19 protein-coding genes, 1 other RNA gene and 1 other annotated feature are annotated in these 20,946 nt (G+C 41.1%); of the genes, 17 read left to right on the top strand and 3 right to left on the bottom strand.

The window, feature by feature from the left end; genetic code table 11:
- The first annotated feature begins 47 nt into the window (after nucleotides 1-47).
- The 5 genes from ACP8HG_RS03690 to dtd all read left to right on the top strand — a co-directional run bounded on the left by ACP8HG_RS03690 (nucleotide 48) and on the right by dtd (nucleotide 6,208).
- Entirely contained in the window at nucleotides 48-392 is a 345-nt protein-coding gene (locus ACP8HG_RS03690; protein ID WP_438298201.1) for a LapA family protein, read from the top strand.
- Between the two features lie 161 nt (nucleotides 393-553).
- Nucleotides 554-2,881, top strand: coding sequence for a single-stranded-DNA-specific exonuclease RecJ (recJ, locus tag ACP8HG_RS03695; RefSeq protein ID WP_438298202.1), 2,328 nt, complete (start codon nucleotides 554-556; stop codon nucleotides 2,879-2,881).
- Nucleotides 2,881-3,393, top strand: a complete 513-nt coding sequence (locus ACP8HG_RS03700; protein ID WP_067208211.1) for an adenine phosphoribosyltransferase — start codon at nucleotides 2,881-2,883, stop codon at nucleotides 3,391-3,393. The genes recJ and ACP8HG_RS03700 overlap by 1 nt, the downstream gene beginning before the upstream one ends.
- 159 nt (nucleotides 3,394-3,552) lie before the next feature.
- A complete protein-coding gene (locus ACP8HG_RS03705; RefSeq protein ID WP_067208213.1) occupies nucleotides 3,553-5,751 on the top strand; it encodes a RelA/SpoT family protein in 2,199 nt (732 codons plus the stop codon).
- A 16-nt stretch (nucleotides 5,752-5,767) separates the two neighbouring features.
- Nucleotides 5,768-6,208: a D-aminoacyl-tRNA deacylase gene (gene dtd / locus ACP8HG_RS03710; protein ID WP_438298203.1), complete on the top strand. Its 441-nt coding sequence runs from the start codon at nucleotides 5,768-5,770 to the stop codon at nucleotides 6,206-6,208.
- 212 nt (nucleotides 6,209-6,420) lie between these two features.
- Here the strand turns inward: dtd and ACP8HG_RS03715 are convergent, their stop codons facing one another.
- Nucleotides 6,421-7,935, bottom strand: coding sequence for an N-acetylmuramoyl-L-alanine amidase (locus tag ACP8HG_RS03715; protein ID WP_438298623.1), 1,515 nt, complete (start codon nucleotides 7,933-7,935; stop codon nucleotides 6,421-6,423).
- Between the two features lie 151 nt (nucleotides 7,936-8,086).
- Nucleotides 8,087-8,323: a binding site (T-box leader), on the top strand.
- A gap of 171 nt (nucleotides 8,324-8,494) precedes the next feature.
- On the opposite strand from ACP8HG_RS03715, the gene hisS reads away from it, so the two are divergent.
- The 6 genes from hisS (at nucleotide 8,495) to ACP8HG_RS03745 (ending at nucleotide 14,699) form a co-directional block, all read left to right on the top strand.
- Nucleotides 8,495-9,769, top strand: a complete 1,275-nt coding sequence (gene hisS / locus ACP8HG_RS03720) for a histidine--tRNA ligase (protein WP_067208221.1) — start codon at nucleotides 8,495-8,497, stop codon at nucleotides 9,767-9,769.
- A gap of 19 nt (nucleotides 9,770-9,788) precedes the next feature.
- Complete coding sequence (gene aspS / locus ACP8HG_RS03725; RefSeq protein ID WP_438298204.1) at nucleotides 9,789-11,555, top strand: aspartate--tRNA ligase; 1,767 nt, start codon at nucleotides 9,789-9,791, stop codon at nucleotides 11,553-11,555.
- Between the two features lie 89 nt (nucleotides 11,556-11,644).
- Nucleotides 11,645-11,825: non-coding RNA, 6S RNA (gene ssrS / locus ACP8HG_RS03730), on the top strand.
- Between the two features lie 96 nt (nucleotides 11,826-11,921).
- Nucleotides 11,922-12,689, top strand: a complete 768-nt coding sequence (locus ACP8HG_RS03735; RefSeq protein WP_067213910.1) for a tRNA threonylcarbamoyladenosine dehydratase — start codon at nucleotides 11,922-11,924, stop codon at nucleotides 12,687-12,689.
- Nucleotides 12,690-12,817: 128 nt separating this feature from the next.
- Nucleotides 12,818-13,639, top strand: a complete 822-nt coding sequence (locus ACP8HG_RS03740) for a DUF6612 family protein (RefSeq protein WP_438298205.1) — start codon at nucleotides 12,818-12,820, stop codon at nucleotides 13,637-13,639.
- A gap of 322 nt (nucleotides 13,640-13,961) precedes the next feature.
- Nucleotides 13,962-14,699, top strand: coding sequence for a DUF4184 family protein (locus ACP8HG_RS03745; protein WP_438298206.1), 738 nt, complete (start codon nucleotides 13,962-13,964; stop codon nucleotides 14,697-14,699).
- Between the two features lie 201 nt (nucleotides 14,700-14,900).
- Here the strand turns inward: ACP8HG_RS03745 and ACP8HG_RS03750 are convergent, their stop codons facing one another.
- On the bottom strand, nucleotides 14,901-15,635 hold the full coding sequence (locus ACP8HG_RS03750; RefSeq protein ID WP_187047483.1) for a DUF5694 domain-containing protein: 735 nt from the start codon (nucleotides 15,633-15,635) through the stop codon (nucleotides 14,901-14,903).
- A 431-nt stretch (nucleotides 15,636-16,066) separates the two neighbouring features.
- Between ACP8HG_RS03750 and ACP8HG_RS03755 the strand changes: the two genes are divergently transcribed.
- From ACP8HG_RS03755 to ACP8HG_RS03770, 4 genes are all read left to right on the top strand, one after another.
- The gene (locus ACP8HG_RS03755; protein WP_222618013.1) at nucleotides 16,067-16,369 is read left to right on the top strand and encodes a DUF5412 family protein; all 303 of its coding nucleotides are present in this window, start codon (nucleotides 16,067-16,069) and stop codon (nucleotides 16,367-16,369) included.
- A 114-nt stretch (nucleotides 16,370-16,483) separates the two neighbouring features.
- Nucleotides 16,484-16,798 (top strand): hypothetical protein, encoded by a 315-nt coding sequence (locus ACP8HG_RS03760; RefSeq protein ID WP_438298624.1) that lies wholly within the window; start codon nucleotides 16,484-16,486, stop codon nucleotides 16,796-16,798.
- Nucleotides 16,799-16,887: 89 nt separating this feature from the next.
- The gene (locus ACP8HG_RS03765) at nucleotides 16,888-17,076 is read left to right on the top strand and encodes a hypothetical protein (protein WP_187047484.1); all 189 of its coding nucleotides are present in this window, start codon (nucleotides 16,888-16,890) and stop codon (nucleotides 17,074-17,076) included.
- Between the two features lie 69 nt (nucleotides 17,077-17,145).
- The gene (locus ACP8HG_RS03770; RefSeq protein ID WP_340764902.1) at nucleotides 17,146-17,511 is read left to right on the top strand and encodes a hypothetical protein; all 366 of its coding nucleotides are present in this window, start codon (nucleotides 17,146-17,148) and stop codon (nucleotides 17,509-17,511) included.
- Nucleotides 17,512-17,949: 438 nt separating this feature from the next.
- On the opposite strand, the gene ACP8HG_RS03775 is transcribed toward ACP8HG_RS03770, so the two are convergent.
- Nucleotides 17,950-19,236, bottom strand: a complete 1,287-nt coding sequence (locus tag ACP8HG_RS03775) for a replication-associated recombination protein A (RefSeq protein WP_187047485.1) — start codon at nucleotides 19,234-19,236, stop codon at nucleotides 17,950-17,952.
- Nucleotides 19,237-19,367: 131 nt separating this feature from the next.
- Here ACP8HG_RS03775 and cymR point away from each other — a divergent pair, with 131 nt between their 5' ends.
- Both cymR and ACP8HG_RS03785 read left to right on the top strand, forming a co-directional pair.
- Nucleotides 19,368-19,787 (top strand): cysteine metabolism transcriptional regulator CymR, encoded by a 420-nt coding sequence (gene cymR / locus ACP8HG_RS03780; protein ID WP_067208248.1) that lies wholly within the window; start codon nucleotides 19,368-19,370, stop codon nucleotides 19,785-19,787.
- Between the two features lie 12 nt (nucleotides 19,788-19,799).
- Nucleotides 19,800-20,942, top strand: coding sequence for a cysteine desulfurase family protein (locus ACP8HG_RS03785; RefSeq protein ID WP_067208251.1), 1,143 nt, complete (start codon nucleotides 19,800-19,802; stop codon nucleotides 20,940-20,942).
- The last annotated feature ends 4 nt before the right edge of the window (nucleotides 20,943-20,946 follow it).

Consider the following 20,946-nt stretch of genomic DNA (forward strand, 5'->3'; position numbering starts at 1 on the left):
TATGTATACTCTGTTCTATTTTTTTCTTAATGAAAGGGGAAAACTATATGAAGTTTCAGTGGAATTTGCTGCTAGGTCTATTATTCGCCATTATTATCGCCATCTTTGCTGTTTTTAATGTTGACGCGGTTCAAGTCAATTATGTGTTTGGCAAAGCACAGTGGCCACTCGTTCTTATTATTTTAGGTGCAGCACTTCTTGGTGCCGTAGTTAGCGGATTTGTCGCGATGTTCCTGTCATTTCAATCAAGCCGTCGCATAAAAGAGCTTATGAAAGAAATGACCACCAAAGAGCTTACAATTGCAGCACAACAAAATGAAATTGCGGAACTGCAAAAGTACACAGCCTTACCATCCAATGATGAAGTAATTATCGAAAATAAAAATGTATAAGCAAAGAGCGTCTTCCAGCTACTAATACAGGGAAGATGCTCTTTTTTGTTAACGATTTAGTGCAGACTTCTACTTCAGGGAATTTTAGCAGTCTTTTCTTTTAGAGTCGGAGCCCATCCGCTATAATGAATGTAAGGATGTGAAGGAATTTGATCGAATCAATGAAAAGATGGAAAGTGGAACGACCGAATGAAGAAATTGTAGCAATGTTGACAAAGGATCTCGGTATTTCATCTGTCCAGGCAAAAATACTTACTTCAAGGGGAATAATAGATTCCGGAGTGGCAAAAGATTTTTTACATATGGATGCATCTAGCATGCATGACCCTTTTTTACTATATGATATGGACAAAGCGGTGTCGCTCATAACAACAGCAATCGCTTCAGATAAAAAAATTGCTGTTTATGGCGATTATGACGGTGATGGTGTGACGAGTGTGACGGTCCTTACAACGGCTTTGGAGCGAATGGGTGCAGATGTGTTCTATGCGATACCCAATCGGTTCCAGCACGGCTATGGACCGAATAAAGACCTTTTCTTGGAGCTATACGAAAAAGGGGCCTCGCTTATTATTACTGTCGACAATGGCATTTCGGGTGTTGATGAAATTGCATATGCGAAATCACTCGGAATGGACATCATCATTACAGACCACCATGAAATCGGAGAAGTGTTACCAGCAGCAGATGCCATCATCCATCCTCGACATCCAGAAGGGGAGTATCCGTTCGGAGAGCTTGCTGGGGTTGGTGTAGCATTCAAACTTGCGTGCGCATTACTTGAAGATGTTCCGGAAGACTTATTTGAACTTGTTGCTATCGGGACAGTTGCAGATTTAGTTCCGCTTCGCGATGAAAACAGATATTTCGTCAAAGAGGGCATCAGGCAGATGCGTGTTTCAAAACGTCCTGCAATCCAGGCGCTCGCACGCATCGCTAGCACTGAACAAGCAACACTTTCAGAGGAGTCAATCGGATTTATGATTGGGCCTCGTTTGAACGCAGCTGGGCGTCTAGGCGATGCTACCCCGGCAGTTCAACTATTGAAAACAGAAGACGCGACGCTGGCGACAACATTGGCAAAAGAACTTGACACGCTGAATAAGGAACGACAAGCGATTGTAGCTGAAATAGCTAAAGAAGCGGAAGACATGATATTAAAAATGTATGGTGATACAGTTCCGCTCGTCTTCGTTATCGGAGGAGAAGGCTGGAATTCTGGTGTGGTGGGAATCGTAGCGTCAAGATTAACTGAGAAATATTACCGTCCGTCAATTGTCTTGTCGATTGACAGGGAAACAGGAATTGCGAAAGGATCTGCAAGAAGTATTGCTGGTTTTGATATGTTTGCCGAACTAACCAAAAATGCACAGCTTCTACCTCACTTTGGAGGTCATCAGATGGCGGCGGGAATGTCTCTTGCAGTGACAGACGTTGTTACGCTACGTGAAAACCTGAATAAACAGGCAGTTGAGGTGTTGACTGAAGAAATGTTGACGCCTGAAGTTCGTATCGATGTTCCGTTGTCAATTAGTGAAATTGATGTTAGCGTTTTGGAATCACTGGAACTGCTGCGTCCATTTGGAATGGCTTTTGAAAAGCCTGTTTATATGATCGAAGATATTACAGCCACGACTGTGCGGAAAATTGGTGCGGCAAAGAATCATATGAAGCTGGAATTAGCGGATGAGGGCGTTTCACTTGATGCCATTGGATTCGGACTGGGTCCTATTGCGGACCAACTGACGCCAGGTGTAAAGTTGTCGGTTACGGGCGATTTGCAGGTGAATGAATGGAATGGTAATAAGAAGCCACAGTTATTAATCAGCGATATCCGTTCAGATGATTGGCAACTGTTCGATTTGCGTGGCGTACGCGAAGCAACAAGATGGCTGCCAACCATTCCGTTAGACGATACAGTGTTTGTTGCTTTCCATGAACAAACGGTGACACATTTTCAATCATCCATGAAGGGGATTGATATTACTCTATTTGGACAAGAAGCAATAGCGAAGGCTGAAAATCTCGTCCTTCTAGATATACCGGATGATGTTATCCAACTTGAAGAACTTGTAGGTTCTGTCCATCCTGACCGCGTCTATGCACATTTCCATGCTTCCGAATCAAGGTATTTTGATGGGATTCCTGATCGTGAGCAGTTTGGCTGGTATTACAGTTTCTTGAAAAAACGTGAGAAATTTGACTTCGTTACGAACGGTGCTCAGCTCACAAAACATAAAGCATGGAAAAAAGATACGGTTTATTTCATGTCAAAGGTGTTTTCTGAGCTTGGATTTGTTAAGATTGAAGATGGTTTTGTTTCCGTTCAGGAAACAGCCGGTAAACGCGATTTGACGGAAGCACCAGCTTATAAAGAGCGCGAACGTCAAATTGAGCTTGAGAAAAGACTGCTATATGCGCCTTATATGGAATTGAAACAATGGTTCGATACTGTGCGAAATGGAATTGTCGACAGGGAGGAACACTAATGGATTTGAAAGAATATGTGACGATTGTACCGGATTATCCGAAAAAGGGAATCAGCTTTAAGGATATTTCAACAATCATGGATAATGGTCAAGCTTATAAATTTGCAACAGATGAAATTGTTAAGTTTGCGAAAGAGGTTAATACTGATATAATTGTTGGCCCTGAAGCGCGTGGATTTATCATTGGTTGCCCAGTTGCCTATGCACTGGAAGTAGGATTTGCTCCTGTCCGTAAACCCGGAAAGTTGCCAAGAGAAACAATTGAAGTCGAATATGATCTTGAATATGGAAAAGATACATTAACAATTCACAAAGATGCCATAAAGCCTGGTCAACGTGTATTGATTGTCGATGATCTTCTTGCGACAGGCGGTACGGTGGGAGCGACAGTCGAGCTAGTTGAAAAACTAGGCGGAGTTGTTGCGGGCTGTGCGTTTATCATAGAGTTATCGTATTTAAGCGGTCGTGAAAAATTGCAAGGTTATGACATGCGTTCACTGATCACATATTGAAAAAGGTCCTCCGCGATAATAAGCGGGGGATCTTTTCATATGTTCAGAATGAAGGTGCGAACCACTTTTCCATATACTAACCCTTTACACGAGCATGTATTTATACATACAATAGGTAATACAATCATTTTTGCGGATAAAGTCGGAAGGGGTAATCGTATGGCGAAAAATCGTGACATGACGGCGGAAGAAATATTCACACTTGTTGCCTCTTATATGAATGAAGAACATGTTGAGTTCGTCAAAAAAGCATATGAGGCAGCGAAAACTGCACACGAAGGACAGCATAGAAGTTCAGGTGAGGTATATATTATTCACCCTGTCCAAGTAGCGGGTATTCTTGCCGAATTGGAAATGGACCCTTCGACAGTTGCAGCTGGGTTTCTACACGACGTTGTGGAAGATACAGACATCAGCAGGGACGACATCATCCGAGATTTTGGAGAAGAAGTGGCAATGCTTGTCGATGGTGTGACGAAACTCGAAAAATTACAATATAAATCCAAAGAAGAGAAACAGGCAGAAAATCATCGTAAAATGTTCGTAGCAATGGCTCAGGATATCCGTGTCATACTTATTAAATTAGCGGACCGGCTCCATAATATGCGAACGTTAAAACATGTCCCGGAAGAAAAACAGCGCCGGGTTGCGGCTGAAACGCTGGAAATCTTCGCACCACTTGCCCATCGTTTAGGTATTTCAGCTATTAAATGGGAGTTAGAAGATACAGCATTACGCTATTTGAACCCACAGCAATATTATCGAATTGTCAATATGATGAAGCGCAAACGCGTCGAACGAGAAAACTATTTAGTAAACGTTATGGAGCAAATCAAGACGGAAATTGGAGAGATGGAAATTGACGCTGATCTTTCAGGACGTCCAAAACATCTGTATTCAATTTACCGCAAGATGGTTATCCAAAAGAAAGAATTCAATGAGATTTATGACCTTCTGGCTGTCAGAATTCTCGTTTCAAGTATTAAAGATTGCTATGCGGTTCTTGGTATCATTCACACATTATGGAAGCCGATGCCTGGCAGATTCAAAGATTATATTGCGATGCCAAAACAGAATCTGTATCAGTCGTTGCATACGACCGTAGTAGGGCCGGCTGGCGATCCGCTTGAGGTACAAATTCGGACCGAAGAGATGCACAAAATTGCTGAATTCGGAGTTGCAGCACACTGGGCCTATAAAGAAGGAAAAACGGTAGCCGAAACCCCAAGTAATATTGATTCGAAATTGACTTGGTTCAGAGAGATACTCGAATTTCAAAACGAATCATCTAACGCTGAAGAATTTATGGAATCACTTAAATTCGATTTATTCTCGGATATGGTCTATGTCTTTACGCCGGACGGAGACGTTATTGAACTGCCGGCAAGTTCAGTCCCCATCGATTTTGCCTACCGTGTCCACTCAGAAATTGGGAATCGGACAATAGGTGCAAAAGTGAATGGAAAAATGGTCCCGCTTGATACAGAATTGTTTACGGGAGATATTATTGAAATTTTGACATCGAAGCAATCGCTTGGACCAAGCCGTGATTGGTTAAAACTTGCCAATACATCGCAGGCGAAAAATAAAATCCGGCAGTTTTTCAAGAAACAACTCCGGGAAGAAAACATCCTAAAAGGCCGAGAAATGATTGAAAAAGAAATAAAATCACAAGAGTTTGATGTGAAAGAAGTACTAACACAGGAAAATATTAAACGCACAATCGAAAAATTCAGCTTCACTTCCGAAGATGATATGTATGGAGCTGTTGGGTTCAATGGTATAACCGCCCAGCAGGTAGTTAATCGTCTTGCTGAAAAGTTACGGAAAGTACGTGAACAACAAGATACAATTGACAAAATCGTTTCAGACATGAAATCCCCTCAACCGGAAAAAATGACTGAATCAGGTGTTATTGTTAAAGGGATCGACAATTTGCTAATTAGGTTATCGAAGTGTTGTAATCCAGTCCCAGGTGATGAGATTGTAGGATTCATCACAAAAGGTCGCGGTGTTTCCGTCCATCGTACCGACTGCCCTAATATTGTGGTCGAAGATGATGAGCATGATCGAATTATCGACGTCGAATGGGCGATAGGGCCTTCTAGTTCAAGGAAAGAGTTCCTGGTTGATATAGAAGTGTCAGCTTTTGATCGACAAGGGTTGTTGAATGAAGTGATGATGGTTGTCGCCGATACGAAAACGCCGATGGTTGCGGTCAGTGGCAAAGCGGATCGAGACAAAATCGCCCGCATTCATATGACGATTAAAATTATGGATATTGCACATTTGCAAAGAATTGTTGATCGGATTAAACAAATCCGCGATATCTATTCTGTAGAACGTGTCATTAATTGATTGGAAGGTGTAACAGATGAAAGTTGTGTTGCAACGATCGGGTCCAGCTACTGTCCGCGTTGATGGGGAGACAACGGGGTCAATTGATAAGGGCTACGTGCTCCTTGTTGGTGTAACTCACTCGGATAGCGAAGAAGACGCTGCTTATCTTGCGAAGAAAATTGCAGGCCTTCGTTTATGGGAAGATACGGAGGGGAAGATGAACCATTCAATCCTTGAGGTAGGGGGGGATATTCTTTCAGTATCCCAGTTTACTTTGTTCGGAGACGTGAAAAAAGGACGTCGCCCAAGTTTCATTGAAGCGGCAAGACCCGAACAGGCAAAACCGCTTTGGGAATTCTTCAACCAAAAATTAGTAGAAGAAGGCTTGAAAGTTCAAACCGGTGTTTTTGGCGCAATGATGGATGTCGAGCTCATTAACGATGGGCCTGTAACGATTATTCTAGACTCGAAATGACATGGAAAAGGACCTTCCTCAATACCTGGGAAGGTCCTTTATGTTTTTGGAGAGTGTTTGGTACGTCCTTTTCTATACAGTGCGTGGTGTCAGTAACTGGCACATTGCATTATTCTTCATACTACTAGTAATTGTATTCTATACAAACTAAGCGAAGGCATCCCCTAGCGCCGTGGCGAATTCAATGGGATTCTTTATCTCAACATTTCTAGTTAATTAGCATTGAAATAGTCGAGAAGCCCTTGATATATACCATGCGTCGCACGTTCACGGAACATGTCGCTTGTGACCGTTCGTTCCTCAGCAGAATTCGATAGGAAACCTAGTTCAATCAGAATAGCATTTTGCCTATTCTCACGAAGAACTAGGAAATCGCCAGGCTGTGATCCTCGGTTACGCAAATTCACTGATGAGGCAAGCCCGTCATTAACCGAAGAAGCAAGCGCTTGTTGATGTGCGTGTGAGTAATACGTCGTAAAGCCCGCTACGCTAGAATCGGGATTGGCATCATAATGGAGACTGATGAATGCATCCGCAGCATGCTGATTACTGATAGCGACTCGTTTTCTCAACGATACATAAGTGTCTGTTTCACGAGTTGTGATCACATTCGCGCCTGCAGCTTTTAATTTAGCTGCTAATAATTCAGAAGTAAGAATTGTAATGTCCTTTTCGTCTGTTCCACGGGCTCCTGTTGTGCCGCGGTCATTACCGCCGTGTCCAGGATCAATCACGATAGTAAGCCCCTTTAAAGTGCCGGCAACACGTGGGACTGATTCTTTCATAACGGGTTCTGTCAATAGTGCCTCGTCGCCCGTAGAGACTACCCATGTAGCAATAAATGCAGAAGCCCCTGTCGGTAAAGAAATTTCATACCAGTCGCCATCTTGTTTAACAATTGGAAACTTTTCTCCTGCATCTGCTCGAGCGGCAATCTGTGAAGAAGTCGTAGCGGCTTCACGGATATTCGTCCCATTTGATAGGATGGTAACCGTTCCTAAATTTGAGCTTTCGGAAGTCTGGTTGCCATTCGATGTCAGCGCGCCGTGGAATGAGTAGACCCAACCCAATTCGTTATCATCTAATGAAATTTGTACCCAATTGCCATTGACTACCTTAACGTCATACGATTCACCTTGACGGATGAGTCCTACTCGTTTGGAGGTCAGGTCTGCATTTTTTCTGACGTTGAGTGCTTCAACTGAAACGGTAAATGACTCGGGTGTTGCGGCTTGATTGGTTGTCAGTGGTTCAGTTTGATCTGCCACCGGTGTAATATAATCTGTATGTACCCAACCGCTTGTGCCGTTAAATGTAATGGAAGTCCATTCACCATCATTTCCAGTGGCAATTGCTTCGTCCCCAGCGGCCATCCGACCAAGTACTGCTGAATTGGTGGAAGGACTGGATCTCACATTTAACTGACTGACGCGTGAAACGACTGCGGTACTTGTCCCAGTAGCTTGATCTGCGGAAGCAGTTAGCCAAGATGCAATCCATCCAGAACTGTTGCCATGCTGGATTTGGTACCAGTCTCCAGAAACAGCAATAACGTCTACCCGATCACCCTGTTTTAGCGAGCCGATTACAGCAGAAGTAAGCCCGGCACCGGACCGAATGTGTACGGATTTTGCATCAACGACGACTGATTCCGTATTAGCGTAAGTCGTTGGAATGTCGTGGAATACGCTGAATAAAAGTATGAATGCGATCATCCATTTGCTCATTTTTGACAAAATATCATACCCCCTACAGTCCATTGTAGAAGTTTTCACTACAAAAAACTACAATTAATCGAAAAAGGTTGACACTATGACGCAGAATCATTAAGATGATGATTAATTAACAATTTAACTCACACGGATAGTACGTGTTATATTTATGCCAACGACATGGAAAGTAATTGTATAATTGACTGACAAGAGAGGGACGGACGTGGCTGAAATCCATCCTACAGCGATTTACAATGAATAACACCATCGAGGCTCTGTGCTGAACGATTTCTAATTCAGTAAGTACAGACGGAACCGGCCGTTATCCGGTTTTAGAGTGGGCGCAAACTTTTGCGTCAATTTGGGTGGAACCGCGGAAGCTATAAAGGCTCTCGTCCCTTGCATAGGCAAGGGATGGGGGTCTTTTTTTGTGTACCGACTAAGCGTGTCTAGGCTTCGGCGTGCCTACAGGAAGTAGGTTATGCAGTGGATAGGGATTGAACTTCATCCCTCTTAGTTGCTACAGGTCGTGGTGTACTTAGACTGCAATTCTTATTTAGGAAGGGGAATTTATATGATTTTCAAAGTGCCAAGAGGAACTCAGGATATTTTGCCATCTGAAACATGGAAATGGCAGCAAGCAGAAAAAATCATTAACGAAGTATGCGATATCTACCGTTATAAAGAAATCCGTACACCGATATTTGAACAAACGGAATTATTTCAACGTCTCGTAGGTGAGACAACTGATGTCGTTCAAAAAGAGATGTATACCTTTACGGATAAAGGCGATCGTTCAATGACGCTACGACCTGAAGGAACTGCAGCTGTCGTACGCTCTTTCGTGGAGAATAAAATGTTTGGTTACCCGGATCAGCCTGTAAAGCTTTTTTACACAGGTCCAATGTTTCGTTATGAGCGTCAGCAAGCAGGACGTTACCGTCAATTCGTTCAATTTGGAGCAGAAGCAATTGGCAGTGCAGATCCTGCGATTGACGCAGAAGTGATTGCGTTGGCACTGGATGTTTATAAGCGTGTGGGATTGACAAAGTTGAAACTTGTTATTAACTCGCTAGGGGATACAGAGTGCAGAATAGCGCACCGCGAAGCGCTTATTGCGCACTTCAATCCGCATATAGGGGAATTCTGTTCTGATTGTCAATCTAGATTGGAAAAAAATCCACTACGCATATTAGATTGTAAAGTCGATAAAGGCAATCCGCTCATTGCTTCAGCACCATCCTTAGCTGACTATTTGAATGAAACGTCTGCTCAATACTTTGCAGATGTAAAAGGTTATCTCGACGATGCAGGGATTTCTTATGAGGTCGATGCAAATCTTGTGCGTGGCCTTGATTATTATAATCACACGGCATTTGAAATTATGAGCACTTCGGAAGGATTCGGAGCGATTACGACTTTGTGCGGCGGTGGTAGATACAATGGTCTCGCTGAGGAAATCGGTGGACCTTCTGCACCAGGTATCGGTTTTGCGATGAGTATTGAGCGTTTACTTCTTGCGATGGCTGCTGAAGGGAAATCTTTTGAAGCTGAGCCAGTACTTGACGTTTATATCGTTACTCTTGGGGAAACAGCACGTCGTCCAGGCTTTAAATTGCTTGGTGCACTTCGAGAAGCTGGTATTCGGTCGGATATGGATTATATGGACCGGAAAATGAAAGCGCAAATGAAATCGGCAGATAGATTGAATGCACGGACAGTCGTACTAATCGGTGAAGATGAAGTAGCGGAAGGCGTTGCTTTATTGAAAAATATGGCTGACGGGGCGCAAGTAAAAGTTCCTGTTGCTGAACTGGTTCAAAAACTTAAAGAAACATTGATTGGCTAAAGAGAGGCGGATGAAGGCAATGAAACGTACACATTATAGTGGTGAATTGACAGAAGAGGTAATCGGACAACCGGTTACATTACAAGGATGGGTTCAAAAAAGAAGGGATCTTGGGGGACTAATTTTCGTCGACGTACGGGACCGTTCAGGAATCGTTCAGGCAGTATTTAACCCGAGTTTTTCAAGCGAAGCAATCGTGACGGCAGACAAACTGCGCAATGAGTTCGTAATCGAGCTAACAGGTTTAGTTGTTGAGCGCGCAGAAGGCCAGAAAAATCCGCTATTGAAAACCGGTTCGATTGAAATTCAAGTTACTGAATTGAACATCGTGAATGAGGCGAAAAACCCGCCGTTCATGATTGAAGATGAAACAGACGTGAATGAAGAAATTAGACTGAAATATAGATACCTTGATTTACGCCGTCCAAAACTTGCGAATACGTTCAAAATGCGTTCAGACATCACTAAAACAGTCCGTAACTTCCTTGACGATGAAGGATTTTTCGAAGTAGAAACGCCGATTCTAACGAAATCTACACCTGAAGGCGCACGCGACTATCTAGTACCTAGCCGAGTTCACGAAGGCGAATTTTACGCGCTGCCACAGTCACCACAACTATTCAAACAAATGCTGATGGTAGCCGGATTCGACCGTTATTATCAAATTGCACGTTGTTTCCGCGATGAAGACCTTCGCGCTGATCGCCAGCCGGAGTTCACTCAGATCGATATGGAAATGAGTTTCATGTCAATTGAAGATATTATTGAATTGAATGAACGAATGATGCAAAAGGTAATGAAAGATGTAAAAGGAATCGATGTTCAAATTCCATTTAAACGTCTTCCTTATGACGAAGCAATGGCGCGTTTCGGTTCAGATAAACCGGATACGCGATTTGCATTGGAACTGACAGATGTCTCTGACGTCGTTAAAGATTCTTCATTCAAAGTATTTACGGCAGCAATCGAGTCAGGTGGGCAAGTTAAACTCATCAATGTAAAAGGAGTAGCGGATAGCTATTCTCGTAAGGACATCGACGCACTTGGCCAGTTTGCAGCAGTCTACGGCGCAAAAGGCCTTGCATGGTTGAAAGTCAATGCCGAAGGTCTGAAAGGACCTATCGCGAAGTTCTTCGAAGGAGAAGAGGGCGAAGGACTAAAAGCTGCAGCGAATGCTGAAGTAGGAGATCTATTGTTATTTGTAGCAGACAAAAAGAAAGTTGTCGCAGATACATTAGGAGCACTACGTACTAAGCTTGCCAAAGATCATGACTTAATTGACGAATCGAAGTTCAACTTCCTTTGGGTAACTGAATGGCCTCTGTTCGAATATAACGAAGAAGCCCGTCGCTACCAGGCAGCACATCATCCATTTACAATGCCAGCAGATGTGGAAGAACTAGTAGCAAGCCCTGAGACAGTTAAAGCACAAGCCTATGACCTTGTTTTAAATGGGTATGAACTTGGTGGTGGGTCACTACGGATTTACAAACGTGATGTTCAGGAAAAAATGTTCGAAGCACTTGGATTCAGTAAGGAACAGGCGAACGAACAATTCGGATTCCTTCTTGAAGCATTTGACTATGGAACACCTCCGCATGGCGGAATTGCATTCGGTCTCGACCGTATTGTAATGTTGTTATCTGGTTCGACGAACTTGCGCGACACTATTGCATTTCCGAAAACAGCGAGTGCAAGCTGCCTGTTAACGTCAGCGCCTGATCACGTTGACGATACTCAACTAGCTGAACTTGGAATTCGAGTGATGGCAAAGAGTAAACGGTAATCAGTAATCAGTTAAGTTAGAAAAATGTAAAAACTATTTCCGTGAAATCGTTGAACTGACTAAAGATGTATGTTATTATACAAGTAATACGAATCCTGAAGTGTTCGTTATTTGCCAATCAGTTTTGACCGAACATTTTTTCGTCGGGAGTCCGCATTTCGAGTCGGATGACATGCCTTTAGTCGGGACCTCAAAAGAATCGGATAGGACACCCACCTGCTGAGAGCGGGTTCAAAGCGATACTACAAAGACGGCACATTTGGGATTCGTTACTTACATGATCATACACCCCTCTGACTTACGTGCGGAGGGGTTTTTTATTGGGGAAAATTTAAATTTATAATGGATGGAAAGGCGGAATTTCAATTGTTACATCAATTTTCAAGAAATGAATTAGCCATAGGTACAGAAGGTGTAAATCGTATGCGGGACATGACTGTCGCGATACTTGGTGTTGGAGGAGTCGGTTCATTTGCGGCAGAAGCATGTGCGCGGAGCGGAATTGGACGGATTATCCTTGTCGATAAGGACGATATTGACATAACGAATATTAATAGACAGCTAATCGCTAATTTGTCGACAGTTGGCCGTTCTAAAGCAGAAGTGATGAAAGAGCGCATTGCTGATATTAATAAAGAGTGTGAAGTGATTTCGCTCCATATGTTTTATACGGAAGAGACAGCTGAAGAGTTTTTCAGTTACAAACCTGATTATGTCATCGATGCATCTGATACAATCATCTTTAAAATTCATTTGATTAAAGAATGTGTCGCACGTAACGTAAAAATTATATCGAGTATGGGTGCTGCTAATAAGATGGATCCGACCCGTTTTCAAATTGCGGATATTTCAAAGACGCATACAGATCCGGTAGCGAAAGTAATTCGCCGCAAACTTAAAAAAGAAGGTATTTATCAAGGAGTGTCAGTGGTCTTTTCTGATGAAAGCCCCATTGTCGTGAGACCGGAAGTTGTTGACACAGTTGGTAAACCTGATGCCTTCATTCGAAAAGCGAAAATGCCACCTGCATCGAACGCATTCGTTCCATCAGTTGCTGGTCTTGTTTGCGCCAGCTGGGTAATGAATGATATCGTTGCCGATATTCCTATCCGGCGAGTGAAAGATAAAGTATAATGAATAGTACCGTGTGGATAAGCTTTTTCATGCGGTACCTTTTTGGTTGTCACCAAAATATGGGTAGAGGTATAATAGAGTGATTGCTTATGAAAATGAACTTGGATTGCTAGAAAGGGTGTTTATGTGTGAATAAAGTGTTTAAGGTATTTGTTTTTGGGTTAGTTGCCCTTTTATTAACAGCATGTGGCAATGTGGAAGCGAAACAGGGGATGACGGCACAAGACGTTTTCGAAAAAGCGAAAGATGCCTCTGCTAAATTGAAAAATGTGCGTACACATATCTCTTATGATGATTTTTGGAAAACAACAGCACCTGATGAAAGATATAGCGTGAAATATGAAATGACTTCAGATGCTGCGCTACAACCAGAAATAGTTAAACAGGACGTAAAAGTGCGACCGCAACCGATAAATGGGGATCCATGGGATGCGGAAGTATATAAAGTAAATGACCGTGTTTTCATTAAGGATACGAAAGTAAAGGAATGGGAAGAGTTGCAGTCCGGTTCGATTGCCGAATTATTCGGTTCGATGATTGAAAATGTTCAGCCAACACTGGACCTTGCGTTTTTTAACGACTTTAAAAACGATTTTGTGTTAGAACCGATTGACTATGGTTATAACTTAAGGCTGTCATTATCGAGAGAACAATATAAAGAATTTAAAAAAACACTGTACCTGTCGAACAACGGTAGCGATACGGATGTAGATGTAGTGGACAGTGAGTTCCCTCTTATTAATAAATTCGACATTGTGATTGGAATTGATAGCAAATCATTCTATGTAACTGATTTCAAAATGACACTCGATACAACAACGTACTCAATGGTACAAGTTGATGGTAATTCCCATCGAGTTAAACAAACGATCAATGCAGTTTATAGTCACTACGACAACGTGGATGATGTAAAGGTTCCGGCAGAACTATTAGAAGCCGCAGCTAACTAAAAATTACTCAGTAAAAACCCTCCCGAAAGTTTAACTTTTAGGAGGGTTTTGTATATTCTATTTTGAATATCGAGTAATTGTCTCGCAGGAGCTTATATTGAAAGTGTGGCGGGCATAACAAGCTTTATGCTAATTGGGCTGAACAACCATCCACATTACTAAGAAAGAACTTTCATTTAATTACATATTAATATGGTTGATAACTGGGATTTCAATCATGAGGGGTTACTCCACTGTTAAATTCGAAGTTTCTTATGATAGAGTAAGACTTTCAATATTTAACTGGAATAAAATTGAACAAATCAACTAGGAGTGTAATATCATGCCACTAACTTTTGCTCACCCAGCAGCCATACTTCCGTTCTCAAGAAAAAGTAAATATATTAACTTTTCTGCAATGGTATTCGGTAGTATGGCTCCTGATTTTGAATACTTTTTGAGAGGCCAACCAATGGGGGACATTGGACATACTTTTACTGGGCTCGTTTTGTTTAATTTACCCTTGGTGACAATCGTTTATGTAATTTACCATATATTTGTACACCAAATTCTATTCAATCATTTACCAACTATTCTACAAGATACTTATGTGAAAAGAGTAGATTCGACTATTATATTAAAGGTAGTTGTATTTTGTTATTCTGCACTGTTCGGTATGTTAACTCACGTTGTATGGGATTCTTTCACTCATATAAACGGATATATGGTGTTAAAATTTCCGGCTTTATTCACTCACAGCTATAACATCTATGGTTTTGCTATACCTTTGTATAAATTTTTACAACATGGGAGTACATTATTTGGAATAACAATGATTTTAGTTTACATGTATTATAGAGCATTGACCCAGAGAAAACATAAGCATATTACTGTTTATCCTAAGAAAAAAATTATTTTTTGGTTTTCTTTATTCATTTTAACAGTATTATTTGTATCGTTGTGGTGTCTTATTGACCCTGTTTCGATAACCAGTTATGGGATATTGGTCGTTAGAATTATAGACTCTTCTTTACTAAGTTTATTCCTAATTTCTTTGTTGAAAAAATATGTTCGAATGTAATTAATATTTCCTGGATTTTAGGAACATGAAGATAAGTACAGATTGGGGTAGGTTCTGTGGAAAAACGTATTTCATTTGATTATCAAATCCTAAATAAAACCAAGTAAAGCATATAATAAGCGCCCCAGAAAAAGGGGTACTTATTATATTCTTACTCATAATCTAATTTAATGTTACCCACTGAAAGAACACTCCACCTATTTAATTTAAGTATTTATTCGCATCAACCACCGTACATACTCCGGATTCCTCCAAAAACTGTTTAATAAGATGAACGTGGCCGCCGCCGATTAATAGCAAAACTCGATCCTGTGGAGTTGATATCAACCTTCTCACATTTGTATAGAGTATTAAATTTCGTTTGTACCACCAAGTTAACCAATCCATTGCGTAATAATCTTTCTCTTTTCCAATCATCGCAAATTCCATGTAAAATTGGTGCATCTTTTTAACAGTTTCTGCTTCATTCACACGTTTATAGCCTTCTAAAATCGGGAGTTTGGACCATTCTTCTGCCTCACGTTGCATGGGTTCCATGTACGTTGTCATTATTTTCTTATAGCGTTCGGGTTCATACTCTTTTGCATACTGAAAAATATCGCCTATTGTTGCTATTTCATTATCGTCCCCCCTCCAATCGATACAAGAAACTTCGCTTATGCCCGATTCCTTCGCTAAAGGGAAACCAATCGTTTCTATTTCATTTTTCATTGGGGTCGGATCATTCAATAGATACTTTCGATAACTTTCATTTAACTTCGATTGTACTTCCCGATCAGCTTCGACAGCTAACTTTGTCGGATTAAACCGACTTAGTGCGTCAACAACTTCCTTTGCTTCTAGCTCTAAATCAATATCGTTTTTGCGTTCAACATTGATTAAATCCGATGTGTCTCCTAAATGATACACCCCGACGATCATCACTTCTGGAATCATGTTAACCCTCCACTGTAAAGATATTGTAGTTGAAGATTGTTATTACTCTTTCAATTAATTGTATATTATCCAAAATGTAGCTTTTAACCAGAAAAAGTAATAAGGTGAATACTTTTTTGTAGATAGTTAATTAAGCTATTCCAAGAATCAAAAACGGTCATATAAGATTTCAGTGTTTTTGTTTTTAAACATACTGTTATCTCTCTTTTTTCGTAATTTTCCGCTTAAAATTTATAGCTAGAGTTAGATAGCGATTAATCTTTTGGTACTAACAGTATAGAGTAAATGGACTTAATTATCGGTCTTAGAGTAATTAATATCAAATTTTTGTAACGTTAAATGAAAGATGATTTTTATTTATTGAAACTATTCAGTCACAATGAACGTACTAGTAGTAGAGAGATTTCTAATTTAAGTAATGTGTAGATCGATTGTACAAGGGACCTGTCAATTCTCCGACAGAAAAAAATACAGCTAATGCTTACTACATGACATATGGTGGTGCCGCTGGAGGTGTCAATCTATGGATAGAAATCACTTATAATGATGTGGATGATAAAATTGAGACAGTTTATTATAGTGATGCAAAAAGTTATTTTTCTATGGAGTGGAAGGATGAAAACACTTTATATATTATAAATGAAGAAATTAAGTATCCAAATTCAAATAGAAGTATTGAGTTGGAAATCGGCAAAGAAATTTATCACGAAAGTGGGTTAGTATGTCAAAGCTGATTAATGAAAGATCAGTATGAGACTTGCTATCAAAACTAACGACTCTTGTTTCGTGTAGGGGCAGGACTGTTGAACAAGAATGAAGAAACGAAAAATATAAAGGGGGGATTAGATATGATTGTTTTGCTTAATCTTGGCAGCTTAGTGCTTGGGCTAATTGCTTGGATACTCCCTGTTGTTAATCTGATGCGATATGAAAAGCAGAACCAAAAGAATTGGGTCCCTCTTACTATTATGAGCATCAGTGCTTGTGCTATTTCGCTATGTTTCCAGATTTTCTATAACTATCACTTGGTAAAGATTGAGGATTGGTCTGCTCTTATGGACACAACGGGTGCTGTGGCGATCGTTGCGGCAGTTCTTCTCATCGTTACCATTCTATTAAATGTAATTACGCTGATTGTATATCGTGACCGAGCAGCGAAGTAGGATGTCAAATTCCAGTTTATAAGGTTGAAATAATTAATTCACACTTCTCTTATTAGGTATTTGGGATTGTGAAAAGGGAAGGGAATGTAATGCATTGGGTGATGTGGGTTTTCTGGGGTTCCATTGTAACTTTGCTTGTAGGTGTCTATCTTGTGGATTTTTTGACTGGGCGAAAATATGATTTTAAAGAACAGGAAAAGTCAGTGAATCAGAACTCAGCGGTAGCCGGTTCTCTACGAGAAGTGGGGCGGCATGACCAGCAAAATGGACCGTTTTAATAAGAGGAAAGTTGAAGGGGGGAGTCTTAAATTAAAAGATTTTTATTTTATTTCGTTTCCGTAGTAGTTATGGGATTTATTTTTTATCTAGGAATGGATTATAAAGTGCGATTAAGAGAAGAGTCGGCAACAACATTTAATATAATGCCTTATTTAATTTTTATAACTATTTTTCCTGTTTTTATTGGATTTTTTTTACGATTCCCTAAATTAATTATAGAGATAAAAGAAAAAAAGCAATGGTCGTTTGATTGGATTAAGGTTGTTGCAATTGGAATTCCGTCTCTTTATATAGCAATGATACCTATTCTGTCTATTTATTTCGGGTTGAATTTGTTATTCGCAAAAGAGTTTCTGCTATTAGGAGATACTACATTCACGTCAACAGCTGGGATTGTATTTGGTTATGTTTTGTTAGACAGCTTAAAAAAATAACAATTCCTCAACTAAAAATGCGGCACTACTCATTTTGGGTAAACTAGGTGGTATACCTCTCCCAGATAACGAACAAATCTAGCGAAGGAGCGACAAGCGTGAGGCCGTCACCAAAAGAAGAAGCATAGTTGGAAAAAAACCCATTCGTTAAGTACAGACTATATAACTGGGTGCGTTTCTACAAAAAAGTAGAGGCGCATTTTTTGTAACTGGCAATTTAGATGGGAATAAGTGAAAAATTACACTTTTGACTGTTTCCCTTCTGTGTAAGAAGAATACAGAAATGAGCATGAAGACTGTATTATGGAAATCATATTCAAGAAAAATAGGCAGTCTATTCTCTATTAGATTGTAGAGAATAGACTGCCTATTTGGGGGTTTATATGGGTCTTATATCGCTTGGGAAATTCATTTAGGGTGGGGTTTTAGATATTCCAGTCACTTCTTTTTCCGAAATTCTTTCAACCTATCATAAATTGCAGCCATCTTTTTTTCTTCTCCTGCTATAACCGGCTTGTAAAACTCCGAGTTTTTTAATTTATCGGGTAAATACTGCTGGTTAGTCCAGCCTCCGAAGGAACCGAGTGGTGTGTCATGCGGGTATTTGTAGCCGACGTGACCGAGCTTCGCCGCACCGGCATAATGTGCGTCCCGTAAATGCAATGGAATATCTCCGGTTTTGCCCTCGTTAATCGCTTTTACAGCCGCATCGAATGCTTTATAAGCTGAATTCGACTTAGAGGCCAGGCACATTTCGATAACAGCGTTTGCGAGTGGGATACGCGCTTCCGGCATGCCGAGCTTCACCGCTGCGTCTGTCGCCGCTAATACGTGTGGTCCAACCTCTGGTGAAGCTAATCCGACATCTTCGTAGGCCATCACAAGCAAGCGTCTATTGACGGCTACTAAATCGCCAGTCTCGAGAAGATTTGCAAGATAATAAATAGCGGCATTAACGTCACTACCACGGACTGATTTTTGAAGTGCTGACAATAAATTATAAAAGTGTGAACCTTTTTTATCCCCAAATAACCCGATACGTCCAAGCAGATTTTCAAGTAGCCAGTCTTCGATGATTATTTTTTCATCGACTTCATCGCTTGCGGAAACGGCAGACTCAAGAACAGTTAACGCTTTTCGTGCATCACCGTTAACACCTTCCGCAATCAATGTAAGCTGCTCATCAGTTATGGTAATCGGCATTTTTCCAAGCCCGCGTTCTTCATCTGCCATCGCCTTTTGAAGCACTTCCATTAGGTCTATTGGCTCTAATCTGGATAATTGTCGGATTTCACCACATCTGGAACGTATGGCGGGATTGACGTCGTGGTATGGATTTTCAGTTGTTGCTCCTATTAAGACGATTGCTCCACTTTCGACGTGTGGCAGTAATGTATCTTGCTGTAATTTATTGAAACGATGAATTTCATCTAAGAATAGTAGAACTTTCCCTGTAATGCGTGATTCTGCTACAACGTCTTCGACATCTTTCTTCCCTGAAACTGTTGCATTCATGGCGATGAAAGGCAGATTGCTAGTACCTGCAATTGCATGGGCGAGTGACGTTTTACCGATTCCGGGTTCCCCGTACAACAACATAGATGGAACATGACCGTTTTTTATCATCCGGTAAAGTGCCGTCTTTTCACCAATAATATCCTTTTGTCCAGCAATTTCATCTATAGTTCTTGGGCGCATGCGAAACGCCAATGGCTCATTTTGCAACTTATTCACTCCTTACCTAGTACATCCGTTCCTCTATTATACACGTTAGACAACCGTAAATCATTTTAAGGAAGCTTGAGGGGCAGTTATGCTATAATATTTTGAAGCAATCGTAAAAGGACGGGATAGATATGAAGATTTCTACAAAAGGTAGATATGGATTAACAATAGTTGTTGAACTTGGCTCTAAATTCGGGGAAGGTCCAGTACCGCTACGGAAAATTGCGGAAGAACAGAAGTTGTCTGAAGCATATCTGGAGCAACTTATTCCCCCACTTCGTAACAGTGGAATTGTGAAAAGTGTTCGCGGCGCTTATGGCGGATATATGCTGGCTAAGCCACCGACGGAAATTACTGCGGGAGATGTTATCCGAATTCTTGAAGGACCCATCCAAGTTGTAGAGGGACTAGAGGGATCTGATATTCCGCAACAAGAACTTTGGAAACGGATTGGCGAGGCGGTACGCAGTGTCCTCGATACAACAACGATTGAAGACTTGATGAAGTCGGGTGAAAAAGATGAGCGCGATAGTTATATGTTTTACATTTAAAGGAGTCTTATTATGACTAAAATTTATCTTGACCATGCGGCGACGACACCGGTTCATCCGGCAGTAAGCGCTACTTATATAGAAACACTTGAATCTGTTTTCGGTAACCCTTCCAGTATCCATAGTTTTGGAAGAGAAGCACGGAAATGGCTAGATGACGCACGGAAAACGCTAGCACAGTCAATCCACGCAGAACCGTCGGAAATCATTTTCACTTCGGGCGGTACGGAAGCGGACAACACCGCGGTTTTTGGGACTGTTATGGCGATGAAGGTCAAAGGGAACCATATTATCACGACGAATATTGAGCATCACGCTGTATTAAATCCATGTAAACAACTAGAACTGCTAGGTTTCGAAGTAACTTACTTAGAAGTCGATGACAATGGACAAATAACTGTGGAACAAGTGCAAAAAGCACTGACAGACAAAACGGTTCTTATCTCGATTATGTATGGCAATAATGAAGTGGGTACCATTCAGCCGATTCGTGAAATTGGGGCATTGCTGAAGGAACACCAAGCCGTTTTCCATACGGACGCTGTTCAAGCTTATGGAATCGTTCCACTTCATGTGGATGAACTCGGCGTTGATTTGTTATCAGTTTCAGCTCATAAATTGAATGGTCCAAAAGGAATCGGTTTCCTTTATCAGCGTAAAGGACTTGATACAACACCAGTTCTTTTCGGGGGCGAACAGGAACGCAAACGACGCGCAGGAACCGAAAATATTCCAGCGATTGTTGCTTTTTCTGAAGCAGTATTAATTGCACAACAGGCGATGGAACAAAATACTGTGAATTATTCTAACTACGCAACCATTATGACTGACGTATTTAACCAACAAGATGTCACTTACGAAATGAATGTAAAAAGTGCGGAAAAACTGCCGCATATAATGAATGTCAGCTTCCCTGGGACAGATATTGAATCGCTCCTAGTGAATCTCGATATGGCGGGGATTGCCGTGTCTAGCGGATCTGCATGCACTGCGGGTTCACTTGATCCGTCGCATGTCTTGACTGCTATGTTTGGTAAAGGGTCTTCCAAATTACGAAATTCGGTCCGATTTAGTTTTGGTCTCGGTCTTACTGAGGAAACGATTAAGGAAGCAGCGCAACTAACGGCTGAAATCGTCAAACGGTCTGTGAAATGAAAAT

The sequence above is a fragment of the Sporosarcina sp. FA15 genome, assembly GCF_051550195.1.
GTDB lineage: Bacteria > Bacillota > Bacilli > Bacillales_A > Planococcaceae > Sporosarcina > Sporosarcina psychrophila.